We start from the raw sequence: 16,067 nt of genomic DNA on the forward strand, positions 1-16,067 counted from the left end.
CGAATACATTTGAAACGCCCGGTTTCGGTGGGCGTCTGTCCCGGCGGTGCAACGTTTTGGAATGGTATTGATTACTTTTATTCAAGGAGAGGAGGACGCTTGATGGATGAACAAAAGATTGGGATTGGCCCTAACGGTTCGGTATCAGGATTGCTTCAGCTGCTTTTACTGACAGTCATTGGTATTTTTGTTTTTGTCTACTTGGTGCCATTGGACATCGCCATTTTAAAGATTATGCCTGCCACGCTGATGATGCTTGTCGTTTTGGGGCACCTTTCACTGCTTGGCGACAATTTTCCCTTTTCTCCACCCGGCGGCGGCTGGACGCCTCAGAAATCAAGGGTTATGGCCGGTCTGGGAATGACGCTGATCTGGGTATTGGGCACCGCGGCATTGCTGGCGTTTTTACTCTACGTCTATCCGCGCTGGCCTATGGGCCCGCTGTATCTATGGTTCGGCGTCATCGCTTTCTGGCTGACGCTTTTATATGGAATCAACTGGAATGGGTGGCCGTTTAAGGGAACCCTTCATCCCTGGGCGACCATGGCGGTCAGTTTCGTAATCATTCTGGTATTGTCGATTATTATCTGGAGTACGTTGACCAATCTCGATGGAACGCCTTTTGCCGAGACGCCGTCGAATCACCACGGGCCGCTCAATGCAGATTGGCTGACCGGTTTTCTGGTTTGGAGCATTGCCTGGTTCTTCATTTTCAATCCGGTGTTCACGACCCAAGGTTGGCCTTTTCTCAATCTTGGACATCCCGGAGGCGCCATTGCTCAGACCATTACGGCCCATGTTTTAGGGTATGTATGCTGGACAGGTAGTCTGGCCCTGGGGCTCAGCCCGAGCTTTTCTTTTGCCGCCGTTGCCTCGTCAATCATTTTCTGGGCACTGGTTTACTCCTGGCACCTTCAGTTCTGGGGGATTACCCGGTTGACCTTTTTCAAGAGAGCCATCAGTGCGCTGGTGATGCTCAGTGTCTTGATTACGGCCTGGATTCTTATCCTGAGACTGCTGCTTGCGCCGGCGGCCACATCCCTGGCTGCGGCCAATATACCGGCGGACATCAATATCCTCATCATTTATGTAAATTTGTGTATCGTCGGCCCGGCCTTGATTGCCCACAATGCATTTTGGTTGCGTTGGCCGTTGACCATCCCGGAACCTCCCGGGACGCCTCCTCCCGATGTACGCGCCTGATTGCCTGAAGTGTACTTAGGATTGAAAAAAAGGATGGCTTCATCTCATACGGTGTGACGTCATCCTTTAGTATCTTTATATCTCGACCGGGTGCTGCTGTTTCCGGCCTGTGACTAGATAACGCGGATGTGCTGCCAGCGTCCCTGCCGAAATCGCCAGAAAGAAACCAGAAACAGAAATATCACATAAACGGTCAATGTGATCCAGCAGGCGACCAGACCCAGTTTCAGATAGGCGATAACGATCGACAGCGGAACGATCATCACGAATATCGTTCCAACGGCCATGCTCCACATGATAAAGCGTGTGTCGCCGGCGCCTTTCAACACACCGATAAAGGTAAAATAAAGCGCGTCAAAGGCGATAAAAACCGCCATGGTGCGCAGCACGGCAGTTGCATGGTCCAGTATCTGGCTGTAAGCCGGATTGCCGGCCTCGGCGGCCAGGAAAAGCCCCAAGACCTGGCGGGGTGCGAGAAAAAAAATGGCATCAAGGCAAACAATGTAGGTCATGAGCACATATATGGTCTGCCGGGTGAAACGACGGGCGGCCGGTACATCGTCGCGTCCCAGCGACTGGCCGACCAGGGTGGACAGCCCCAATGAAAACCCCACCGCAGGCATGAAGGCGATGGACTCCAGGGAAAAGATAATATTGCTGATGGCCAGCTCGGTCTTGCCCAGCCGGCCCACGGCAAAGATAAAGAAGGTGAAGGCAAATACATCGATGGTGAACTGAAGCGATGCAGGCACACCTTTGCGCAGGATTTGCAGTGCCAGCCGGTTGTCAAATTCGCGCCGGGATAGCACGCCGTAAGGCTGGTCATTGGCCTTGTTGAAGATCAGCAGGGCATAAAAAAGCGTGATCAGCGTCCAGGCGCCCACCGTAGCGATCCCGGCGCCCTGTATGCCCATTTCCGGAAATATCCAGGCGCCGTTGATCAGGGCATAGTCCAGCGGGATGTTAAACAGCATCCCGATCACATTGACGATCATCACCGGCCTGGTCTGACCCCTGCCTGAAAAAAAGCAGGACAGGGCAATCCCCGCCACGTGAATCCCGCCGCCCCGGCAAAGGATGCGGAAATAGCTGCACTCCAGTTGCTGAATCTCCGGCGGGTGGCCGCCCAGGCGAAAGATCGGTTCGGCCAAGAAGGACACACCCGTCAACAAAATGGTCGCCAATGCCGAAAAATAAAGCCCTTGCCAGATGCAGGGGCCGATACGCGCCGGTGCCCCGGCGCCGGTATATTGGGCGATGAAGACGTTCAGGTAGCCGGCGACCCCGGTGAAGAAGGTCAGGATGAGAAATGTGGCCACCCCGGCGGGCATGGCCGCGGCAATGGCGTCCAAATCGTAATTGGCCAGGAAGACCCGGTCGGTAAATTCCATGACCGTGGTGGCCGCCATGGATAGAACCAGGGGCAGGCTGACGGAGAACAGTTCTTGGTAGCGATGGCGGCGATGATGATTCATGGTGGCCTTTTCTGGTTGCGGCTGCTTTTGATGAACCCGCCACCCTTAAACCATTCTTACCCTGATTGCAAACCGCCTGCCGATTCTTTTGCAATTGTAATTGTGGAGATGTTCAGCGTGGATTTCATCGATCGATAGTAAAAAATAATGATCGATTACGATTACGAGCACGAGCACGAAAAATGCCAATGCCTGTCGTGCTCGTGCTCAGCGAAGCGGTGCTCGTTATCGGAATGTTCGATATGGCATAATTACAATTGCTGCCGATTCTTTTGCTCTGATTGTCTGCCCCCTTAACGGCCGTGAGAAACGTGGCAGGCGCCCGGGCTAAGAACATTATTGCCGAAACCATGACCTAAGTCCCGGCAACTTCCTGTTGACGAACAGAGAATATTTGGTTAACCTCTGCGGAAATTTTAGTTAACGAATTGAATCGGGAGCGCAATGAACCAGCAGATACGAGATCTTCTCACTTTTGACAGCGCCCATATCTGGCACCCCTATACGTCGCTGGAACGTCCGCTGCCCGCCTATCCGGTGGCGTCGGCCAAGGGGGTACGCATACGGCTAACAGACGGCCGTGATCTCATCGACGGCATGGCATCCTGGTGGTGCGCCATCCACGGATACAACCATCCTCGATTGAACGCGGCCGCCAAAGCGCAGATGGAGAACATGGCGCATGTCATGTTCGGTGGGCTGACCCATTTTCCGGCGGTGGAACTTTCCCGTCTGTTGGTGGAATTGACCCCGGAAGGGTTGGAGACGGTGTTTTTATGCGATTCGGGAAGCGTATCCGTTGAAGTGGCCATGAAAATGGCCCTGCAATACTGGCAGGCCAAAGGAGAACCGCAGAAAAAACGCTTTGCAACCATCAGAAACGGCTACCACGGCGATACATTCGGGGCCATGGGTGTCTGCGACCCGGATACAGGTATGCACTCCCTTTTTTCTGGTTTTCTCGTGCAAAATTATTTTGCCGACGCGCCCCGCATCACCTTTCAGATGCCTTGGGATGAATCCGATATCCAGAGTCTTACGGATATCCTCGATATGCACGCCCAGCAGACGGCGGCCATCATCCTGGAACCCGTGGTTCAGGGCGCCGGCGGGATGCGGTTTTACCATCCCCGGTACGTGGCCCGGGTAAGACAGCTGGCCGACCAGTACAAGGTGCTCTTCATTGCTGACGAGATCGCCACGGGATTCGGCCGCACCGGGAAACTGTTTGCCTGTGAGCATGCCGGGGTCTGCCCCGACATCATGTGCGTGGGCAAGGCCCTGACCGGCGGCACCCTGACCCTTGCTGCGACACTGACAACGGCCGACGTCGCCCGGGTGGTCGGCTCCGGTGATCCCGGGGTGTTCATGCACGGGCCGACATTCATGGGTAATCCGCTGGCCTGTGCCGTAGCCGTGGCCAGCACGAGACTGCTACTGGAATCTGACTGGGAGCAAAAGATCCGGTCCATCGAGGCCCGCATGCGGGAGGGGTTCGCCCCGATCGCCGGCCTGCCCCAGGTGGCGGACGTTCGCGTGCTGGGCGCCATCGGCGTGGTCGAGATGAACGCTCCGGTGGACGTGGCTCGCATGCAGGCATCTTTCGTGGCGGCGGGGGTGTGGGTCAGGCCCTTCGGAAAGCTGGTTTACATCATGCCCCCTTACATTATTTCCGATACCGATCTGGATCGGCTGTGCGCGGCCATGTGCCAGGTCATCGAACGATACGAGCCATGAGCGATGAAAAATAAAATCTTCGGCCAGCCGCCTGGTACCGACAAATACGGATTCATCGACGCTGCCATGCAAAAGAGAAAAGATGGGCATTTGCTGCGCAGCCTGCGGCCACTGGTTCCCATCTCGCCAAGCGAGGTTGATGCAAACGGACGCGCCCTGGTCAATTTTTGTTCCAACGACTACCTGGGGCTTTCCAAACACCCTCGGGTTATCGAGGCCGCCAAAGATTATGCCGACCGGTTCGGCGCCGGTGCCACAGCCTCACGGCTGGTGTGCGGCAGTTTCTCCTGTACCCACGATCTGGAGAAAAAGCTGGCCGGGTTGCTGAATGCCGAGCGCGTGCTGGTATTCAATTCCGGTTTCCAGGCCAACACAACAGTGATTCCGGCCCTGGCCGACCGGGACTCGCTGATCATTTCCGACAGCCTCAACCATAACAGCATTATCCAGGGGGCCAGATTGGCCCGCTGCACGGTACGGGTGACCGCCCACAACGATGTGTCCGCCGTGCGCCGCATCCTGGAAGCATCAAGAAAACGATATCGCCGGGTGCTTATCGTCACCGAAAGCGTTTTCTCGATGGATGGTGACCGAGCCGACATCGGTGGTCTGGCCGCGCTTGCAGGTGAATTTTCCGCGCTTTTGATTGTGGACGAAGCCCATGCCACCGGTTTACTGGGTAAGCGCGGGATGGGGGTGTGTCCGGGCAAGTCGGTGGATCTGGTGGTCGGCACGCTGGGAAAGGCATTGGGGGCCTTCGGGGCATTCGTTGCCTGTTCCGAAAAAATGGCCCGATACCTTATTAATTATTGCACGGGGCTGATTTATTCCACGGCCCTGCCGCCGGCCGTGATCGGGGCCGTGGATGCAGCGCTGGATCTGGTTCCCAGGATGCACCGGGAAAGAGAAGAACTGTGGGCAAAGGTCCGCTTCCTGCGCCGGCAGATCAAGCTGGCGGGGTTCGATACCGGCCTTTCCTCCACCCAGATTATTCCCGTCATTGTCGGCCAGGAGGATCAGACCATGGCTCTGGCCGCGTACCTGGAACAAAACGGGATCATGGCATCGGGCATTCGCTTCCCCACGGTCCCGGCCGCCATGGCCCGCATCCGGCTAACCCTGTCGGCCGCCCACAGTTGGGCGCAGATCCGGCATCTGGCGTCGGTCATCCTCGACTGGAAGGCGTCGGTGGCCGCATGAACAGCAAAACGCTTTTCATTACCGGTACGGACACGGGGGTGGGTAAAACCCTGGTGGCGGCGATTCTCATGGCCGGGATGAAAAGTGCGTGCTACTGGAAGCCCATTCAAAGCGGACCGCCGGGGGATACGCGAACGGTCCGGGAGATGACCGGCCTGCCCGGGGATCGTTTTCTTCCGGAAACCTACCGGCTGAGCCATCCCTTGTCTCCCCATGCGGCAGCCCGGCGCGAGGGGATTCGCATCCGCCTGGACGACTTCCGTATCCCGGCGCAGGCCGAGGGATTGGTCGTGGAGGGTGCCGGCGGGATCATGGTGCCCATCAATGCAAACCATCTGATGCTGGATCTTGTCAAAAAGCTCGCTTTGCCTGTGATCCTGGTGGCCCGCAGCAGCCTGGGGACTATCAACCACACGCTGCTCTCGTTGGACGTGCTGAATCGAAACGGCCTTGAGGTCATCGGTGTGGTCATGAACGGCCCCAAGAACCAATCAAATAAAAACGCCATCGAGACTTACGGACGAGTACGCGTCATCCTTGAAATCGAACCGATGCGGAAGATTACCCGGGACGCGCTGGCCAAACACTTCAATGCAATGCAATGGAATGGCTGTGAATAAACAACAATGCCTGGATATAGCGGCGGCCATTATCGATGGAAATCCGCCGGACGATGAAACATACAATGAGCTGGCCCGCATGCCCGAACAAGATGTTTTTGCCATGCTGCCCGGGGCGAATGCCGTTCGTGAACATTTTTTCGGGCAGAGGGTGCATCTTTGCTGCATCCTCAACGCCAAATCAGGCAAATGCGCAGAAGATTGCGCCTTTTGTGCCCAGTCGGTTTACGCAAAGACCAACGTCCCGGTGTATCCGCTCATGGACGGCCAAGCGATTCAAAAAGGAGAACAATACGCCACAGCTAATCGTATCCACCGATTCTCCGTGGTCACTAGCGGTGGCCGTTTGTCCGAAAAAGCGGTGGGGCGACTGGCAGGTGCCATCGCCGATCTGCCCAAGCAGGATTTGCGCTTCTGCGCATCTTTAGGAACCCTGGGATCCTCGGATTTCGAGGTGTTGAAACAGGCCGGGATTACGCGCTACCACCACAATCTGGAAACCGCCGAAAGCCATTTTGAAAAGATCTGTACCTCTCATACCTATGCGGACCGCGTTAAAACGATCACGGAGGCTAAAAAAGCGGGAATGGCGGTTTGTGCCGGTGGTATCTTCGGGATCGGAGAATCTGACGCGCAGGTCCTGGAATTGGGGGTGGCCTTGCGGCGACTGGATGTGGACGCCGTGCCGGTGAATTTTTTAATTCCCGTTGCTGGAACCCGCTTGGAGAAAACGCCAGGGATTTCCGCCTTGCGGTGTTTGAAAATCATCGCTCTTTTGCGCTACCTTTTATTCGATAAACCGATCCTCGTTTGCGGCGGCCGAACGACCAACCTGGGATGCTATCACGACCGTGTATTTCAAGCCGGTGCCTCGGGCATCATGACCGGCAACTATCTCACGGCGCCGGGCTGCGAGCCTTCCGACGATCACCGCATGATTCATGAATTGGGGCTCATTGCCAAATAATCGTAACCCGGCGGCTAAATCGTCGGTACAGCATTATGCTATACCGATGACGTCTCCTTTGCGATGAACCATACAATACAGCCAAAATTTCGCACTATCTCGTTTTGCCACGCTTCTATGATTGGGGGGGCGGATCACCCGGGCCGCCATCTTTTGGTTTGGCCTCCTCTTTGGTGATCTCGCCATCACCATTGGCATCCAGCTTATCGAACAGATCTTCAGGCCCCTTGAATTCATCCTTGGTGACCTTGCCGTCATTGTTCACGTCATCCTGCTCAAAACCGCCGCCATTGGGCGGCGGGCCCTGACGGTCTGCAAATACCAATGTGTTCAAGCCGAATAACAGCATCACCATCATGATTCCACAGACCAGATACCTGCCGATTCCACCTGTTTTCATGCTATCTCCTTTTGATCAACATTTTTGATGTTCCGGGATTTTATAGTTATCCCGAAGGGGTATAGATACCTTCCGAATGTGGAAAAAATATGGAGGAATGATATATTTGCCGGGTAAATTGACTATTTGTGTTTCCGACGCTAAAAGCAACCATTATGATAGAGACAAATGTTATCGACGACAGCTTTCATCATCAACTGAAAGCCTTCAAACCGGGAACGCGGGATGAGGGCGCAGGAAAAAAATAATTACCCCATCTTGCTTGTCCTTGCGCCCGTCTACGGCGTTCCATCCGTCGGCACAGATTCCAGATATGCACCGGCGGATGCGCCTTGCAGGCGAACACCAATCCGACGCAATCTGGTGTAATTATTTTTTACCTGCACCCTGAAACGCTAAGGAGAAAGCATGAAACCGAAGGGGGGCATTGCGGTAGGCATTATGAAAATAACCGTTGTATGTCTGGTTGTCCTTTTATATGCCTCAATGGTTTTCGCTGGCGAAGGCATTCATTTGGGCATGGATTTGGGCATGCTCAAACCCCATGACGACTTGGTGGCAGAGACTTTTTCCGATGATTTTTACATTGATGGATTCTTGGGATATGAAAGTGCGATGGGGCTCGAAATACGTCTGGGATTGGGCCACTATTCAGAATACAGTCATCACCCGGACGATGAAGGGTTCGATACGAAAATCAGCATCACGCCCCTGCATGTGGATCTGATTTACAATTTTTTTCACCGATCAAAGATCAGACCATTTCTTGGGGGTGGGGTTGGGGCTTATTTTTATAAGTTCAGTGATAATTTTGCCGGTACCATTGAAGATGAAACCGTTTTTGCCCCCAGTCTGGCGGCCGGCGTCAATTTTGAGATTCATGAACGCTTTGTTGTCACGGTCAAGTACGCCCGCCATTTCATCCCCGCCATACCGGAGATCATGTTCAGCGACACCAATGATTTTGAAAGTTCGGTTTTTACCATCGGGTTTGCATTCAACCTGACACCAGTACATCAAAAGCACCCTTCCAAACGGGCTGCATCGCCCGTGGGCACGAGTTCCTCCAGGTCCTATCGATACACTCAAGCCCAGGAGTATCTGTTGGTTAGAATCGAACAGGCAGAAAGGGCACTTGAAAACAAGGAAGCAGAAAAACAGCAAATCGAGACCGATATCGATGCGCTTTCAAAAGATCAGGACAATCAAGCCGGATCCGACGATTCGTCCACTCCATCGTTGGACCGACTGACCGAATTACAACAAAAGCTGTCCGCGGTTGAAAAGGAGATTGCGGAATTGGAAGACGAATTGGATGCCTTGAATGAAAAATGGGAATTGATCGCCTATGATGGAAGCCCGATTGTGGAACATATCTATTACCTGAGACAGCACTGTTCCGATTCTCCCTGGGGGTTGAGGTGTCGCTATGGCTATTTCTACTATCTGGGGCAACCTTATGGTCCCGACTACTTTTACGACGGCTATCATCACCATCCACCCCACCATGAGCCTCCCCAACCCACACCGGAGCAACTGCATGAGTATATAGAAAAGAGAAAGGAACATATTCGTCGCTACAAGGATCGCAAGCCGATCGGGCAAGACGTGAATTCCGGGGGGCAGCGGACCCGTGAAGAGGAAACGCGGAGGGAGGCGCCGCAACCGGCTGAACCGGGTCAAGATGAGAAAACGAAACATATCGAACGGTATCTGAACCGTAATTAGGGGCTTTTTCCATCAACGATCTCACGGTGTCGGGCTGTCATCCCCCGGGCAATCACGCAGTGATCCGATGCCGGATGTAAGAGCCTGCTTTGTAAATCCGTCTAAGGCCCGCTAACGGCGTTGGAAAGTGTCTCAAAATGCTCACATATTACATATATGCTCCGCTTTTGAGCAACTTTCCGCCTTGTTATCGGGCCTGATCCAGACTTCCAAAGCAGGCTCTAAGAGCGGGCCATGCACGCGAAGAAACAAAAATCAATCCAAAGGCGATTGACCTGTAAAAAAAACTTCTTGAGTTGACTACTTGTTTTACCGACGCTAAAAAACAACAATTATGGTAGAGAAAAATTTTATAGACGGAACCTTTCATTTCTCGAAGATCGACCCTGCCTATCAAGACATCTTCAAGGCGGCGATCCCTTATCTGGAAACCAGGCAAAATCTGATCCACACCTTCATCGTTTACCAATATGCAGGCCTGCTGTTAAGGCATGAGCCCGGTGCGCCGGAGATTATCTTGCCCGCCATTATTTTGCATGATGTCGGGTGGTCGGCCATCCCGGAACCGGATCAACTGAAAGCTTTCAAACCCGGAATGCGCGATGAAACGCTCAGGCGAAAGCATGAAATCGAAGGGGTTGTCATTGCGGAAGGCATTCTGACGACGCTGGATTGTTCAGAAACGCGAATCCATAAAATCACATCCATCATCGATGGCCATGACACCACCTACGGGGCCAGATCGCCTGAAGACGCCGTGGTCAAGGATGCCGACAAACTGTGGCGATATTCAAAGGTGGGCTTTGGTATCGACATTGAGCGATTTGATTTTTTGCCCAGGGGTCATTTCGGCTATCTCGTGAAAAGCATTGATCGCTGGTTTCTAACGCCCAGCGGCCGTGCCACCGCCATTGATGAGATAAAAAAACGAGAACTTGATTACGGATTATAATTGATGTCGGTGATCAATATATACCGACAGCTACGACACCTAAAATGTGAACTTTCTGTAACTTTCTGTTTGCTTGGATACCTCGGGACTTGTGCAGAAGGGGATGCATTTTTTAAGAGAGGAGGTTAGAATTTAAAAGAAAATACTGATGGTTAGGCAGATGGATCAGACCTTACGGCGATGATGGTATCCATTTTGCTCTCTTGAGAACATTCATTGGATGTCGTTTCCAATACGGAAGTTCGATGTCGTGGAGCGTGCGTCAGCCGATCTACGGATTGGCCCCTGACGGTTTCTCCAGGTTTGAAGAGGAGGCAAAATGAGAATAATCGTATTGTGTCTGGCTGTGCTTTTGCATTCCCCAATGGTTTTAGCCGCCGAAGGCGTTCATTTGGGTGTGGATTTAGGTATGCTCAAACCCCATGACGATTTGGTGACAGAGACCTTTGCCGAAGATTTTTTCATCGATGGTTTCTTGGGCTATGAAAGCGCCATGGGACTCGAGATCCGTCTGGGGCTGGGGCACTATTCGGAACACAGTCACCATCCGGCCGATGAGGGGTTCGATACGAAAATCAGTATCACGCCCCTGCACATGGATCTGTTCTACAATTTTTTCCCTCGATCAAAAATCAGGCCCTTTCTGGGAGGTGGCCTCGGAGCTTACTTCTATGCGTTCAGCGATAATGTTGCCGGCACCATTGAAGACGAAACCGTTTTTGCCCCCAGTCTGACGGCAGGCGTCAAGTTTGAGGTCAATGAACGGTTGGTCATTACGGCCAAGTACGCCCGCCATTTCATTCCCGCCATACCGGAAATCATGTTCAGCGATCCCAATGATTTTGAAAGCTCTGTCTTTACCATCGGGGTTGCGTTCAACCTGACACCGGGGCCAGAAAAGAGATCTTCCGATGATTCCGACTACTTTTATAGTCGGCACCGTCATTACTATCCACCTCACTATGAGCCGCTCCATCACCCAAGGTCACGGCAGCGTGGGCACACAGAAAAGAGAAAAGAACATGTTCGTCGCTATGAGAATCGCGAGCCGATCGCCCAAGGCAATTCCAGGGCTCGGCAGGCCCGTAGAGAGGAAACCCGAAAGGAGAAGTCACAACGGGCCGAGACGGACCAAGATGAGAAACAAAAGCATATCGATCGGTATCGGAATCGTAATTAGTGCCTTTTCCAATGTTTCTTTTTCAATAATTTCCCATCTCATTTTTTCTTTTCTGCGGTATAGTTTCCGAATCATTGGGGTCTCGAATGGATTTGCCGATTCTGGCTCGATGTTATTTCGGAAACAATTGAAGATGCAGGATAACTGGGAATAGCGGACCCGTTTGGTACATGGATTGTTGCCCTGTACGTATTTGCTTCCGCGTCCAATTCTTTACGATTTTACATAATCCCGTCTATCACAACATTTGGCAGGGTTTGCAAACGCAAGGTTAAATCCTGCTTTAAACATCATTCACCAATGGCAACGATCCGCTCCCCCATCCGGATCTGGTGACGCAGATGGGCCAGCCGGGCATCCAACCGGTCGAGCTGGTCAAGGACGGTTTTTTCTTCTTCCGTGGTTGCAAGCATTGCAGCGATGCCCCCGTTGTGAATGATCAGACGCCGACTGCCCGACAGGGCCAGCAGGGGATCGTGGGTGGCCATGAGAACGATCTTCTCTTTTTTGACTAGCAGGTTCAGGGCCTGGCGGCGATCGACCCCGGCGTTTTCGATTTCGTCGATCAGCACGATGGGTGAAGCGGAAAGGCAGGCCACATCGGCGATCATCAGCGCCCGGGACTGACCGCCCGACAACGCGGTGATCGGTGTGTGGCCGTCAAAAGGCTCGCCGGCCAGGCTCACGGCGGTCGACAGGATCTGGCGCACCACCTCGTCCACGTCTTCCACCAGGCGGCTTTCGGCGTGCAGCATCAGAAAATCATGCACCGACAGATCCATGACAAAATTCATGTTCTGGGAGAGCTGGGCCACCAGGCGATGCTCACCGGAAAGGCGCTGGGTTTCATCCGGCGTCTGCCCGTTGATCAGAATCCGGCGGCCCGAAGGGGTATCGCCCTGGGCGAGGCATTCGATATCGGACAGCAGCAGGCTTTTACCGGCCCCCGTGGGTCCCACCACGGCGATGACCTCGCCGGCCATCAGGTTCACCTGTGCGTCTTCGGGATTTCCGTCCTTGTCATGGCCGCCGATGATCGTCACCTGCCGGATGGCGGTGTCCAGCTTCGTTTGCAATTGCCGCATCTGGTCGATAAACGCCAGAAATCGGTCGACCAGGGTGGTTTGATCGAGGCCAAGCGCCTCCAGGTGGTCCGGTGACAGCGTCCGCAAACTATCCGCAATCGTCTGGTCTTTATCCATCTCCGGCATGTTGCAGGCGGAGAAAAAATCAGCGGCATAGGGGTGCTCGGTCAAAAGGCGGGCCACGGACCAATTGAGCAGGGCAGGGCCTTTCATGACAGATCCATCATCTTGAGGTTGCCCACCTGGCAGTCCGGCCCGATGCGGGTTTCGCCCAGACAATAGGAGCACAGGGCTGAGGGCATGGAGAATCGCAGCCGGGCGTCCTGCAGGGTATCCACATCGCGGGCTGCTTCCAGGTGGCGCTGAACAAGCAGACTGCCCTGACCGGTCAAGCCGTTGACCGGCAATACGGCGGCCTTGGGGTTGACCTGTTTGACCCGGAAGGCAAAGACTTCGCGCTCTGCCTGGGAGACGATGTCGCCCTTGGTGACTACCACCACATCGGCGGTTTTGAGCATGGGGCCGATCTTGCGTGGCGTGTTGACCCCGGAAAGGTTGTCCACCACACAAACAGCCAGAACCTTGCGGATATGCGGCGAACAGCGGTTGCACAGGCCGGCGCTTTCGCTGATCAGAAGATCCAGGCCGTTTTTTCTCCCCCACTGGACGCAGGCGTCGATATTGGTGATGAAAAAGTGATCCGGACACAAGGCGCCGGCCAATCCGGTTTTAACCGGAATGCCGGCCTGCTGGTAGCGCTTTTCGTCATCGCCGGACAGGCAGTCGAATTTGACCACGCCGATGTTGATGCCGGCCGTGCACAGGCCCTCGGCGGCCCGCAAAATCACCGAGGTCTTGCCCGAAGAGGGGGGGCCGGCAACCGTGACCAGCTTCATACCGCCCCGCTTCGTCTGACGGCCGGCAGGAAAATTTTATCGATGGCGGCGTTGGCCGCCTCCAGATCATTGGCGCGAATATAATCCCAGCCGATCCACTTCAAGGTAGCACCATCGGGTATCCGGTTTTCTATGGCAGGATAAGGCGACGGGAACAGCGCGTCCACGAAAATCCGGGCCAGTTCCTGGCCGGTCAGATAGTCGGTGATCGGCTTGAGCGCCGCAGCGCGCTGTTTTTTGACCAGCAGGGTCACCGGGCTGGCCAGGGCGCCGTCCTCGGGCCAGATCCGCTGCACGTTTTTTCCATCCGGAATCTTATGGGCGAAGAAATCGGGAATCACGTACAGGGCCGCCGACCGGCCGCTGCCGGCGGACTTGACCATCTGGGCCGGATGGCGGCCGTCATAGACGTTGCGGGCCAGGGCCTCGATCCCCGCATTGCCGTGTTCCTTGTAAATGGGCAGCAGCACGGCATGACAGAAAAAGTTCTCATTGCCGCGCAGGGTGATGTCACGCCTCCAGACCGGATCGAGCAGGTCGGCCCAGCGTCTTGGCAGCGGGCGGTCGCCGACCTTTTCCAGATCGGCCACGATGACCAGCGGGTTGACGCACAGGATCGTGTACTCGTGCATGGGATCGGCGATTCCCGCATCGGCGAACAGCCGGTTGGGTGCCTTTTGCATGACGTCAACAAAATGGCCCGGCCGGATAAACCGATCGTAGAAGTTATGATAGTAAAAGGCATTGAAATCGGCCGAGACAATGATATCGGGCAGGTCGGCAACGGTTTTGACATGGTTCACATACGGGTAGTAGGAGTGCTCGTGATTGAGGTTGCTCACCACCGAGTAGTTGACCTGCTCACCATGCTGGTTTTGCAGATCGTTGATGAACGCGGCCAGGGCCCTGGCAAAGGGGACCTTCAGCCCGCAGGTCATCAGGGCCAGTAGATGGGTTGGGTCGGTCTCATTGGCATTGAGCTCGCTGGGCGCGTCCAGTACGGTCTCCTGCTGCTCGGATTCGTAAAGCAGATTGAGAAAATTCTCGGGCGCCACACCGTGACCTAACAGGGCGGTTTCCAGGGTGAGAAAAGGACCGATCAAGGGAAGGTTTTCCTCATCCACCAGTTTGCCCAGGCCATGGGCCGCGAATACCGAGCGGGTCTGCGGATAGGCCTCGATGAGTCGGCTCAGGCGCATATCGAGTTGAATTTTAGGGGGCATACATACCTCATAAACAGATGCGAATAATCGGGGCCTTCATCACAACTTCTCTTTCTTTTTTAATACACAGCAATATGAATGCCAATCTTGAAGCGATTTGCAATCTGTGGATATTTATGGGGATTTTATAGTTAGATCGAAAAAAGAAAAGGCCGCAATGGAATTAAACAACAAAAATGTGAAAGTATTACTTTCGTTTTTGTAACCAATGCATAAAAATGACGTGAATAAAAGTCGATATGTTTGTTTGGAATTTTAATCGTTTGAAAAAATTATAAAAACAGTTTTTTTCTTGCCTTATTTCCGATAGCCGATATAGTTATTTTTATAGTCCCACCAATTTCCATTTCAAATCCTATTTTACCAATCTAGGAGGTGTATTATGGCCCTTAGCGCAAGAAACACTCTCAAAGGTAAGATCAAAGACGTGAAGAAAGGCCAAGTCATGGCGGAAATCACTGTCGAGGTCGCCAATGGCGTCGACGTCGTTTCCGTAATTACTACCAACTCGACCGACAGATTGGGCCTTGCCGTCGGCAAGGAAGTCGAGATCGTAATCAAGGCAACCAACGTATTGATCAACGCATAATTCCCCTGATACCAGTCACCCGAGCAGGGTACGGTTGGATGGGCCTCGAGTGACTGGTTATTTTTTTTACCACATAACACTGGCCCGTTGACCAGTCAAATTATGCTATCATTTTGAAAACAGATGTTAGCTATCGTTCTCTGGAGAACCGTATTCGGTGCTAATGGCAGGCTCCAGCCATCCTGGGCATGAGCCTGTGTTCAGTATGACATACAAGCAGGTGGTGGTAGACATCGGACAGGTAGACCACACCGACAAGTTTGCCACAGTCCAGCACCGGTAGGCGGCGATACTTCTTTTTTACCATCCGATCCAGCAACACCATGATGTGATCATCTGCTGATACACTGACCACGTTGCAGGTCATAATCTGGTGAACCCGTTTTCCCCGAACGTTGCCGATCAATAGATCTAATTGCCCCTCCCATTTCAACTGTCGGCTGTCGATCCCGAAATTCAGATAATCGGGCCGTAGGTGATAGAGCAGGTCAAACATGGTCACCACACCGCACAGCCGTTGCATGCCGTCCACCACCATCAGGCTGACCGTTTTGTACCCGGTGTCCCTTACCACGCCATTCGAGATTTTATAAATCGCATCCTCAACAGACGCGTTCGGATCGATGGTGTCGATCTCCCGAACCATAATGTCTCTGGCACATAAAGTCATAGCTTCCCCCCTTTAGCTAATGATGAATTTTTATATAAAGATGCCCTCCTTTGTTGGGTCGTCGTTTTAGGACCTGCTGACGAACCTGTACAGGTCTGCCTCCTTTACAGGTTCATCAGCGTCGGACTCTGCGGTTATCAAT

General features: G+C 53.6%; 15 protein-coding genes. 9 read left to right on the top strand and 6 right to left on the bottom strand.

The window, feature by feature from the left end; all coding sequences use genetic code 11:
* Nucleotides 1-102 precede the first annotated feature (102 nt).
* The gene (locus Dvar_RS06165; protein WP_419660827.1) at nucleotides 103-1,203 is read left to right on the top strand and encodes a hypothetical protein; all 1,101 of its coding nucleotides are present in this window, start codon (nucleotides 103-105) and stop codon (nucleotides 1,201-1,203) included.
* 113 nt (nucleotides 1,204-1,316) lie between these two features.
* Here Dvar_RS06165 and Dvar_RS06170 read toward each other — a convergent pair whose 3' ends face one another.
* Nucleotides 1,317-2,678 (bottom strand): MATE family efflux transporter, encoded by a 1,362-nt coding sequence (locus tag Dvar_RS06170; protein ID WP_419660828.1) that lies wholly within the window; start codon nucleotides 2,676-2,678, stop codon nucleotides 1,317-1,319.
* Between the two features lie 444 nt (nucleotides 2,679-3,122).
* On the opposite strand from Dvar_RS06170, the gene bioA reads away from it, so the two are divergent.
* From bioA to bioB, 4 genes are read left to right on the top strand one after another with little or no spacing between them, the layout of a single operon-like run.
* A complete protein-coding gene (bioA, locus tag Dvar_RS06175) occupies nucleotides 3,123-4,415 on the top strand; it encodes an adenosylmethionine--8-amino-7-oxononanoate transaminase (RefSeq protein WP_419660829.1) in 1,293 nt (430 codons plus the stop codon).
* A gap of 3 nt (nucleotides 4,416-4,418) precedes the next feature.
* The gene (bioF, locus tag Dvar_RS06180; RefSeq protein ID WP_419660830.1) at nucleotides 4,419-5,615 is read left to right on the top strand and encodes an 8-amino-7-oxononanoate synthase; all 1,197 of its coding nucleotides are present in this window, start codon (nucleotides 4,419-4,421) and stop codon (nucleotides 5,613-5,615) included.
* Nucleotides 5,612-6,235, top strand: coding sequence for a dethiobiotin synthase (gene bioD, locus Dvar_RS06185; protein ID WP_419660831.1), 624 nt, complete (start codon nucleotides 5,612-5,614; stop codon nucleotides 6,233-6,235). The genes bioF and bioD overlap by 4 nt, the downstream gene beginning before the upstream one ends.
* Nucleotides 6,222-7,202: a biotin synthase BioB gene (gene bioB, locus Dvar_RS06190; RefSeq protein WP_419660832.1), complete on the top strand. Its 981-nt coding sequence runs from the start codon at nucleotides 6,222-6,224 to the stop codon at nucleotides 7,200-7,202. The genes bioD and bioB overlap by 14 nt, the downstream gene beginning before the upstream one ends.
* Before the next feature lie 115 nt (nucleotides 7,203-7,317).
* On the opposite strand, the gene Dvar_RS06195 is transcribed toward bioB, so the two are convergent.
* Nucleotides 7,318-7,602: a hypothetical protein gene (locus Dvar_RS06195; protein WP_419660833.1), complete on the bottom strand. Its 285-nt coding sequence runs from the start codon at nucleotides 7,600-7,602 to the stop codon at nucleotides 7,318-7,320.
* 408 nt (nucleotides 7,603-8,010) lie between these two features.
* On the opposite strand from Dvar_RS06195, the gene Dvar_RS06200 reads away from it, so the two are divergent.
* The 3 genes from Dvar_RS06200 to Dvar_RS06210 all read left to right on the top strand — a co-directional run bounded on the left by Dvar_RS06200 (nucleotide 8,011) and on the right by Dvar_RS06210 (nucleotide 11,462).
* Nucleotides 8,011-9,330: an outer membrane beta-barrel protein gene (locus Dvar_RS06200; protein ID WP_419660834.1), complete on the top strand. Its 1,320-nt coding sequence runs from the start codon at nucleotides 8,011-8,013 to the stop codon at nucleotides 9,328-9,330.
* A 334-nt stretch (nucleotides 9,331-9,664) separates the two neighbouring features.
* Entirely contained in the window at nucleotides 9,665-10,282 is a 618-nt protein-coding gene (locus Dvar_RS06205) for an HD domain-containing protein (RefSeq protein WP_419660835.1), read from the top strand.
* A gap of 319 nt (nucleotides 10,283-10,601) precedes the next feature.
* Nucleotides 10,602-11,462: an outer membrane beta-barrel protein gene (locus Dvar_RS06210; RefSeq protein ID WP_419660836.1), complete on the top strand. Its 861-nt coding sequence runs from the start codon at nucleotides 10,602-10,604 to the stop codon at nucleotides 11,460-11,462.
* Between the two features lie 290 nt (nucleotides 11,463-11,752).
* On the opposite strand, the gene Dvar_RS06215 is transcribed toward Dvar_RS06210, so the two are convergent.
* The 3 genes from Dvar_RS06215 to Dvar_RS06225 are packed head-to-tail and all read right to left on the bottom strand — an operon-like array spanning nucleotide 11,753 to nucleotide 14,666.
* Nucleotides 11,753-12,760, bottom strand: a complete 1,008-nt coding sequence (locus tag Dvar_RS06215) for an ATP-binding cassette domain-containing protein (protein ID WP_419660837.1) — start codon at nucleotides 12,758-12,760, stop codon at nucleotides 11,753-11,755.
* Nucleotides 12,757-13,443 (bottom strand): GTP-binding protein, encoded by a 687-nt coding sequence (locus tag Dvar_RS06220; RefSeq protein ID WP_419660838.1) that lies wholly within the window; start codon nucleotides 13,441-13,443, stop codon nucleotides 12,757-12,759. Before Dvar_RS06220 ends, Dvar_RS06215 begins: the two co-directional genes overlap by 4 nt.
* Nucleotides 13,440-14,666, bottom strand: coding sequence for an ABC transporter substrate-binding protein (locus Dvar_RS06225; RefSeq protein ID WP_419660839.1), 1,227 nt, complete (start codon nucleotides 14,664-14,666; stop codon nucleotides 13,440-13,442). The genes Dvar_RS06220 and Dvar_RS06225 overlap by 4 nt, the downstream gene beginning before the upstream one ends.
* A gap of 382 nt (nucleotides 14,667-15,048) precedes the next feature.
* Between Dvar_RS06225 and Dvar_RS06230 the strand changes: the two genes are divergently transcribed.
* Entirely contained in the window at nucleotides 15,049-15,255 is a 207-nt protein-coding gene (locus Dvar_RS06230) for a TOBE domain-containing protein (protein ID WP_419660840.1), read from the top strand.
* Nucleotides 15,256-15,415: 160 nt separating this feature from the next.
* Here the strand turns inward: Dvar_RS06230 and Dvar_RS06235 are convergent, their stop codons facing one another.
* Nucleotides 15,416-15,925: an HPP family protein gene (locus Dvar_RS06235; protein ID WP_419660841.1), complete on the bottom strand. Its 510-nt coding sequence runs from the start codon at nucleotides 15,923-15,925 to the stop codon at nucleotides 15,416-15,418.
* Between the last annotated feature and the right edge of the window lie 142 nt (nucleotides 15,926-16,067).

This window comes from Desulfosarcina variabilis str. Montpellier (assembly GCF_048565275.1).
In the GTDB taxonomy this organism is placed as follows: Bacteria; Desulfobacterota; Desulfobacteria; order Desulfobacterales; family Desulfosarcinaceae; genus Desulfosarcina; species Desulfosarcina variabilis.

Bases quoted from the DNA above. Each gene is read 5' to 3' on its own strand.
- Dvar_RS06165 (WP_419660827.1), top strand. From the start codon at position 103: ATGGATGAACAAAAGATTGGGATTGGCCCTAACGGTTCGGTATCAGGA.
- Dvar_RS06170 (WP_419660828.1), bottom strand. From the start codon at position 2,678: ATGAATCATCATCGCCGCCATCGCTACCAAGAACTGTTCTCCGTCAGC.
- bioA (WP_419660829.1), top strand. From the start codon at position 3,123: ATGAACCAGCAGATACGAGATCTTCTCACTTTTGACAGCGCCCATATC.
- bioF (WP_419660830.1), top strand. From the start codon at position 4,419: ATGAAAAATAAAATCTTCGGCCAGCCGCCTGGTACCGACAAATACGGA.
- bioD (WP_419660831.1), top strand. From the start codon at position 5,612: ATGAACAGCAAAACGCTTTTCATTACCGGTACGGACACGGGGGTGGGT.
- bioB (WP_419660832.1), top strand. From the start codon at position 6,222: ATGGCTGTGAATAAACAACAATGCCTGGATATAGCGGCGGCCATTATC.
- Dvar_RS06195 (WP_419660833.1), bottom strand. From the start codon at position 7,602: ATGAAAACAGGTGGAATCGGCAGGTATCTGGTCTGTGGAATCATGATG.
- Dvar_RS06200 (WP_419660834.1), top strand. From the start codon at position 8,011: ATGAAACCGAAGGGGGGCATTGCGGTAGGCATTATGAAAATAACCGTT.
- Dvar_RS06205 (WP_419660835.1), top strand. From the start codon at position 9,665: ATGGTAGAGAAAAATTTTATAGACGGAACCTTTCATTTCTCGAAGATC.
- Dvar_RS06210 (WP_419660836.1), top strand. From the start codon at position 10,602: ATGAGAATAATCGTATTGTGTCTGGCTGTGCTTTTGCATTCCCCAATG.
- Dvar_RS06215 (WP_419660837.1), bottom strand. From the start codon at position 12,760: ATGAAAGGCCCTGCCCTGCTCAATTGGTCCGTGGCCCGCCTTTTGACC.
- Dvar_RS06220 (WP_419660838.1), bottom strand. From the start codon at position 13,443: ATGAAGCTGGTCACGGTTGCCGGCCCCCCCTCTTCGGGCAAGACCTCG.
- Dvar_RS06225 (WP_419660839.1), bottom strand. From the start codon at position 14,666: ATGCCCCCTAAAATTCAACTCGATATGCGCCTGAGCCGACTCATCGAG.
- Dvar_RS06230 (WP_419660840.1), top strand. From the start codon at position 15,049: ATGGCCCTTAGCGCAAGAAACACTCTCAAAGGTAAGATCAAAGACGTG.
- Dvar_RS06235 (WP_419660841.1), bottom strand. From the start codon at position 15,925: ATGACTTTATGTGCCAGAGACATTATGGTTCGGGAGATCGACACCATC.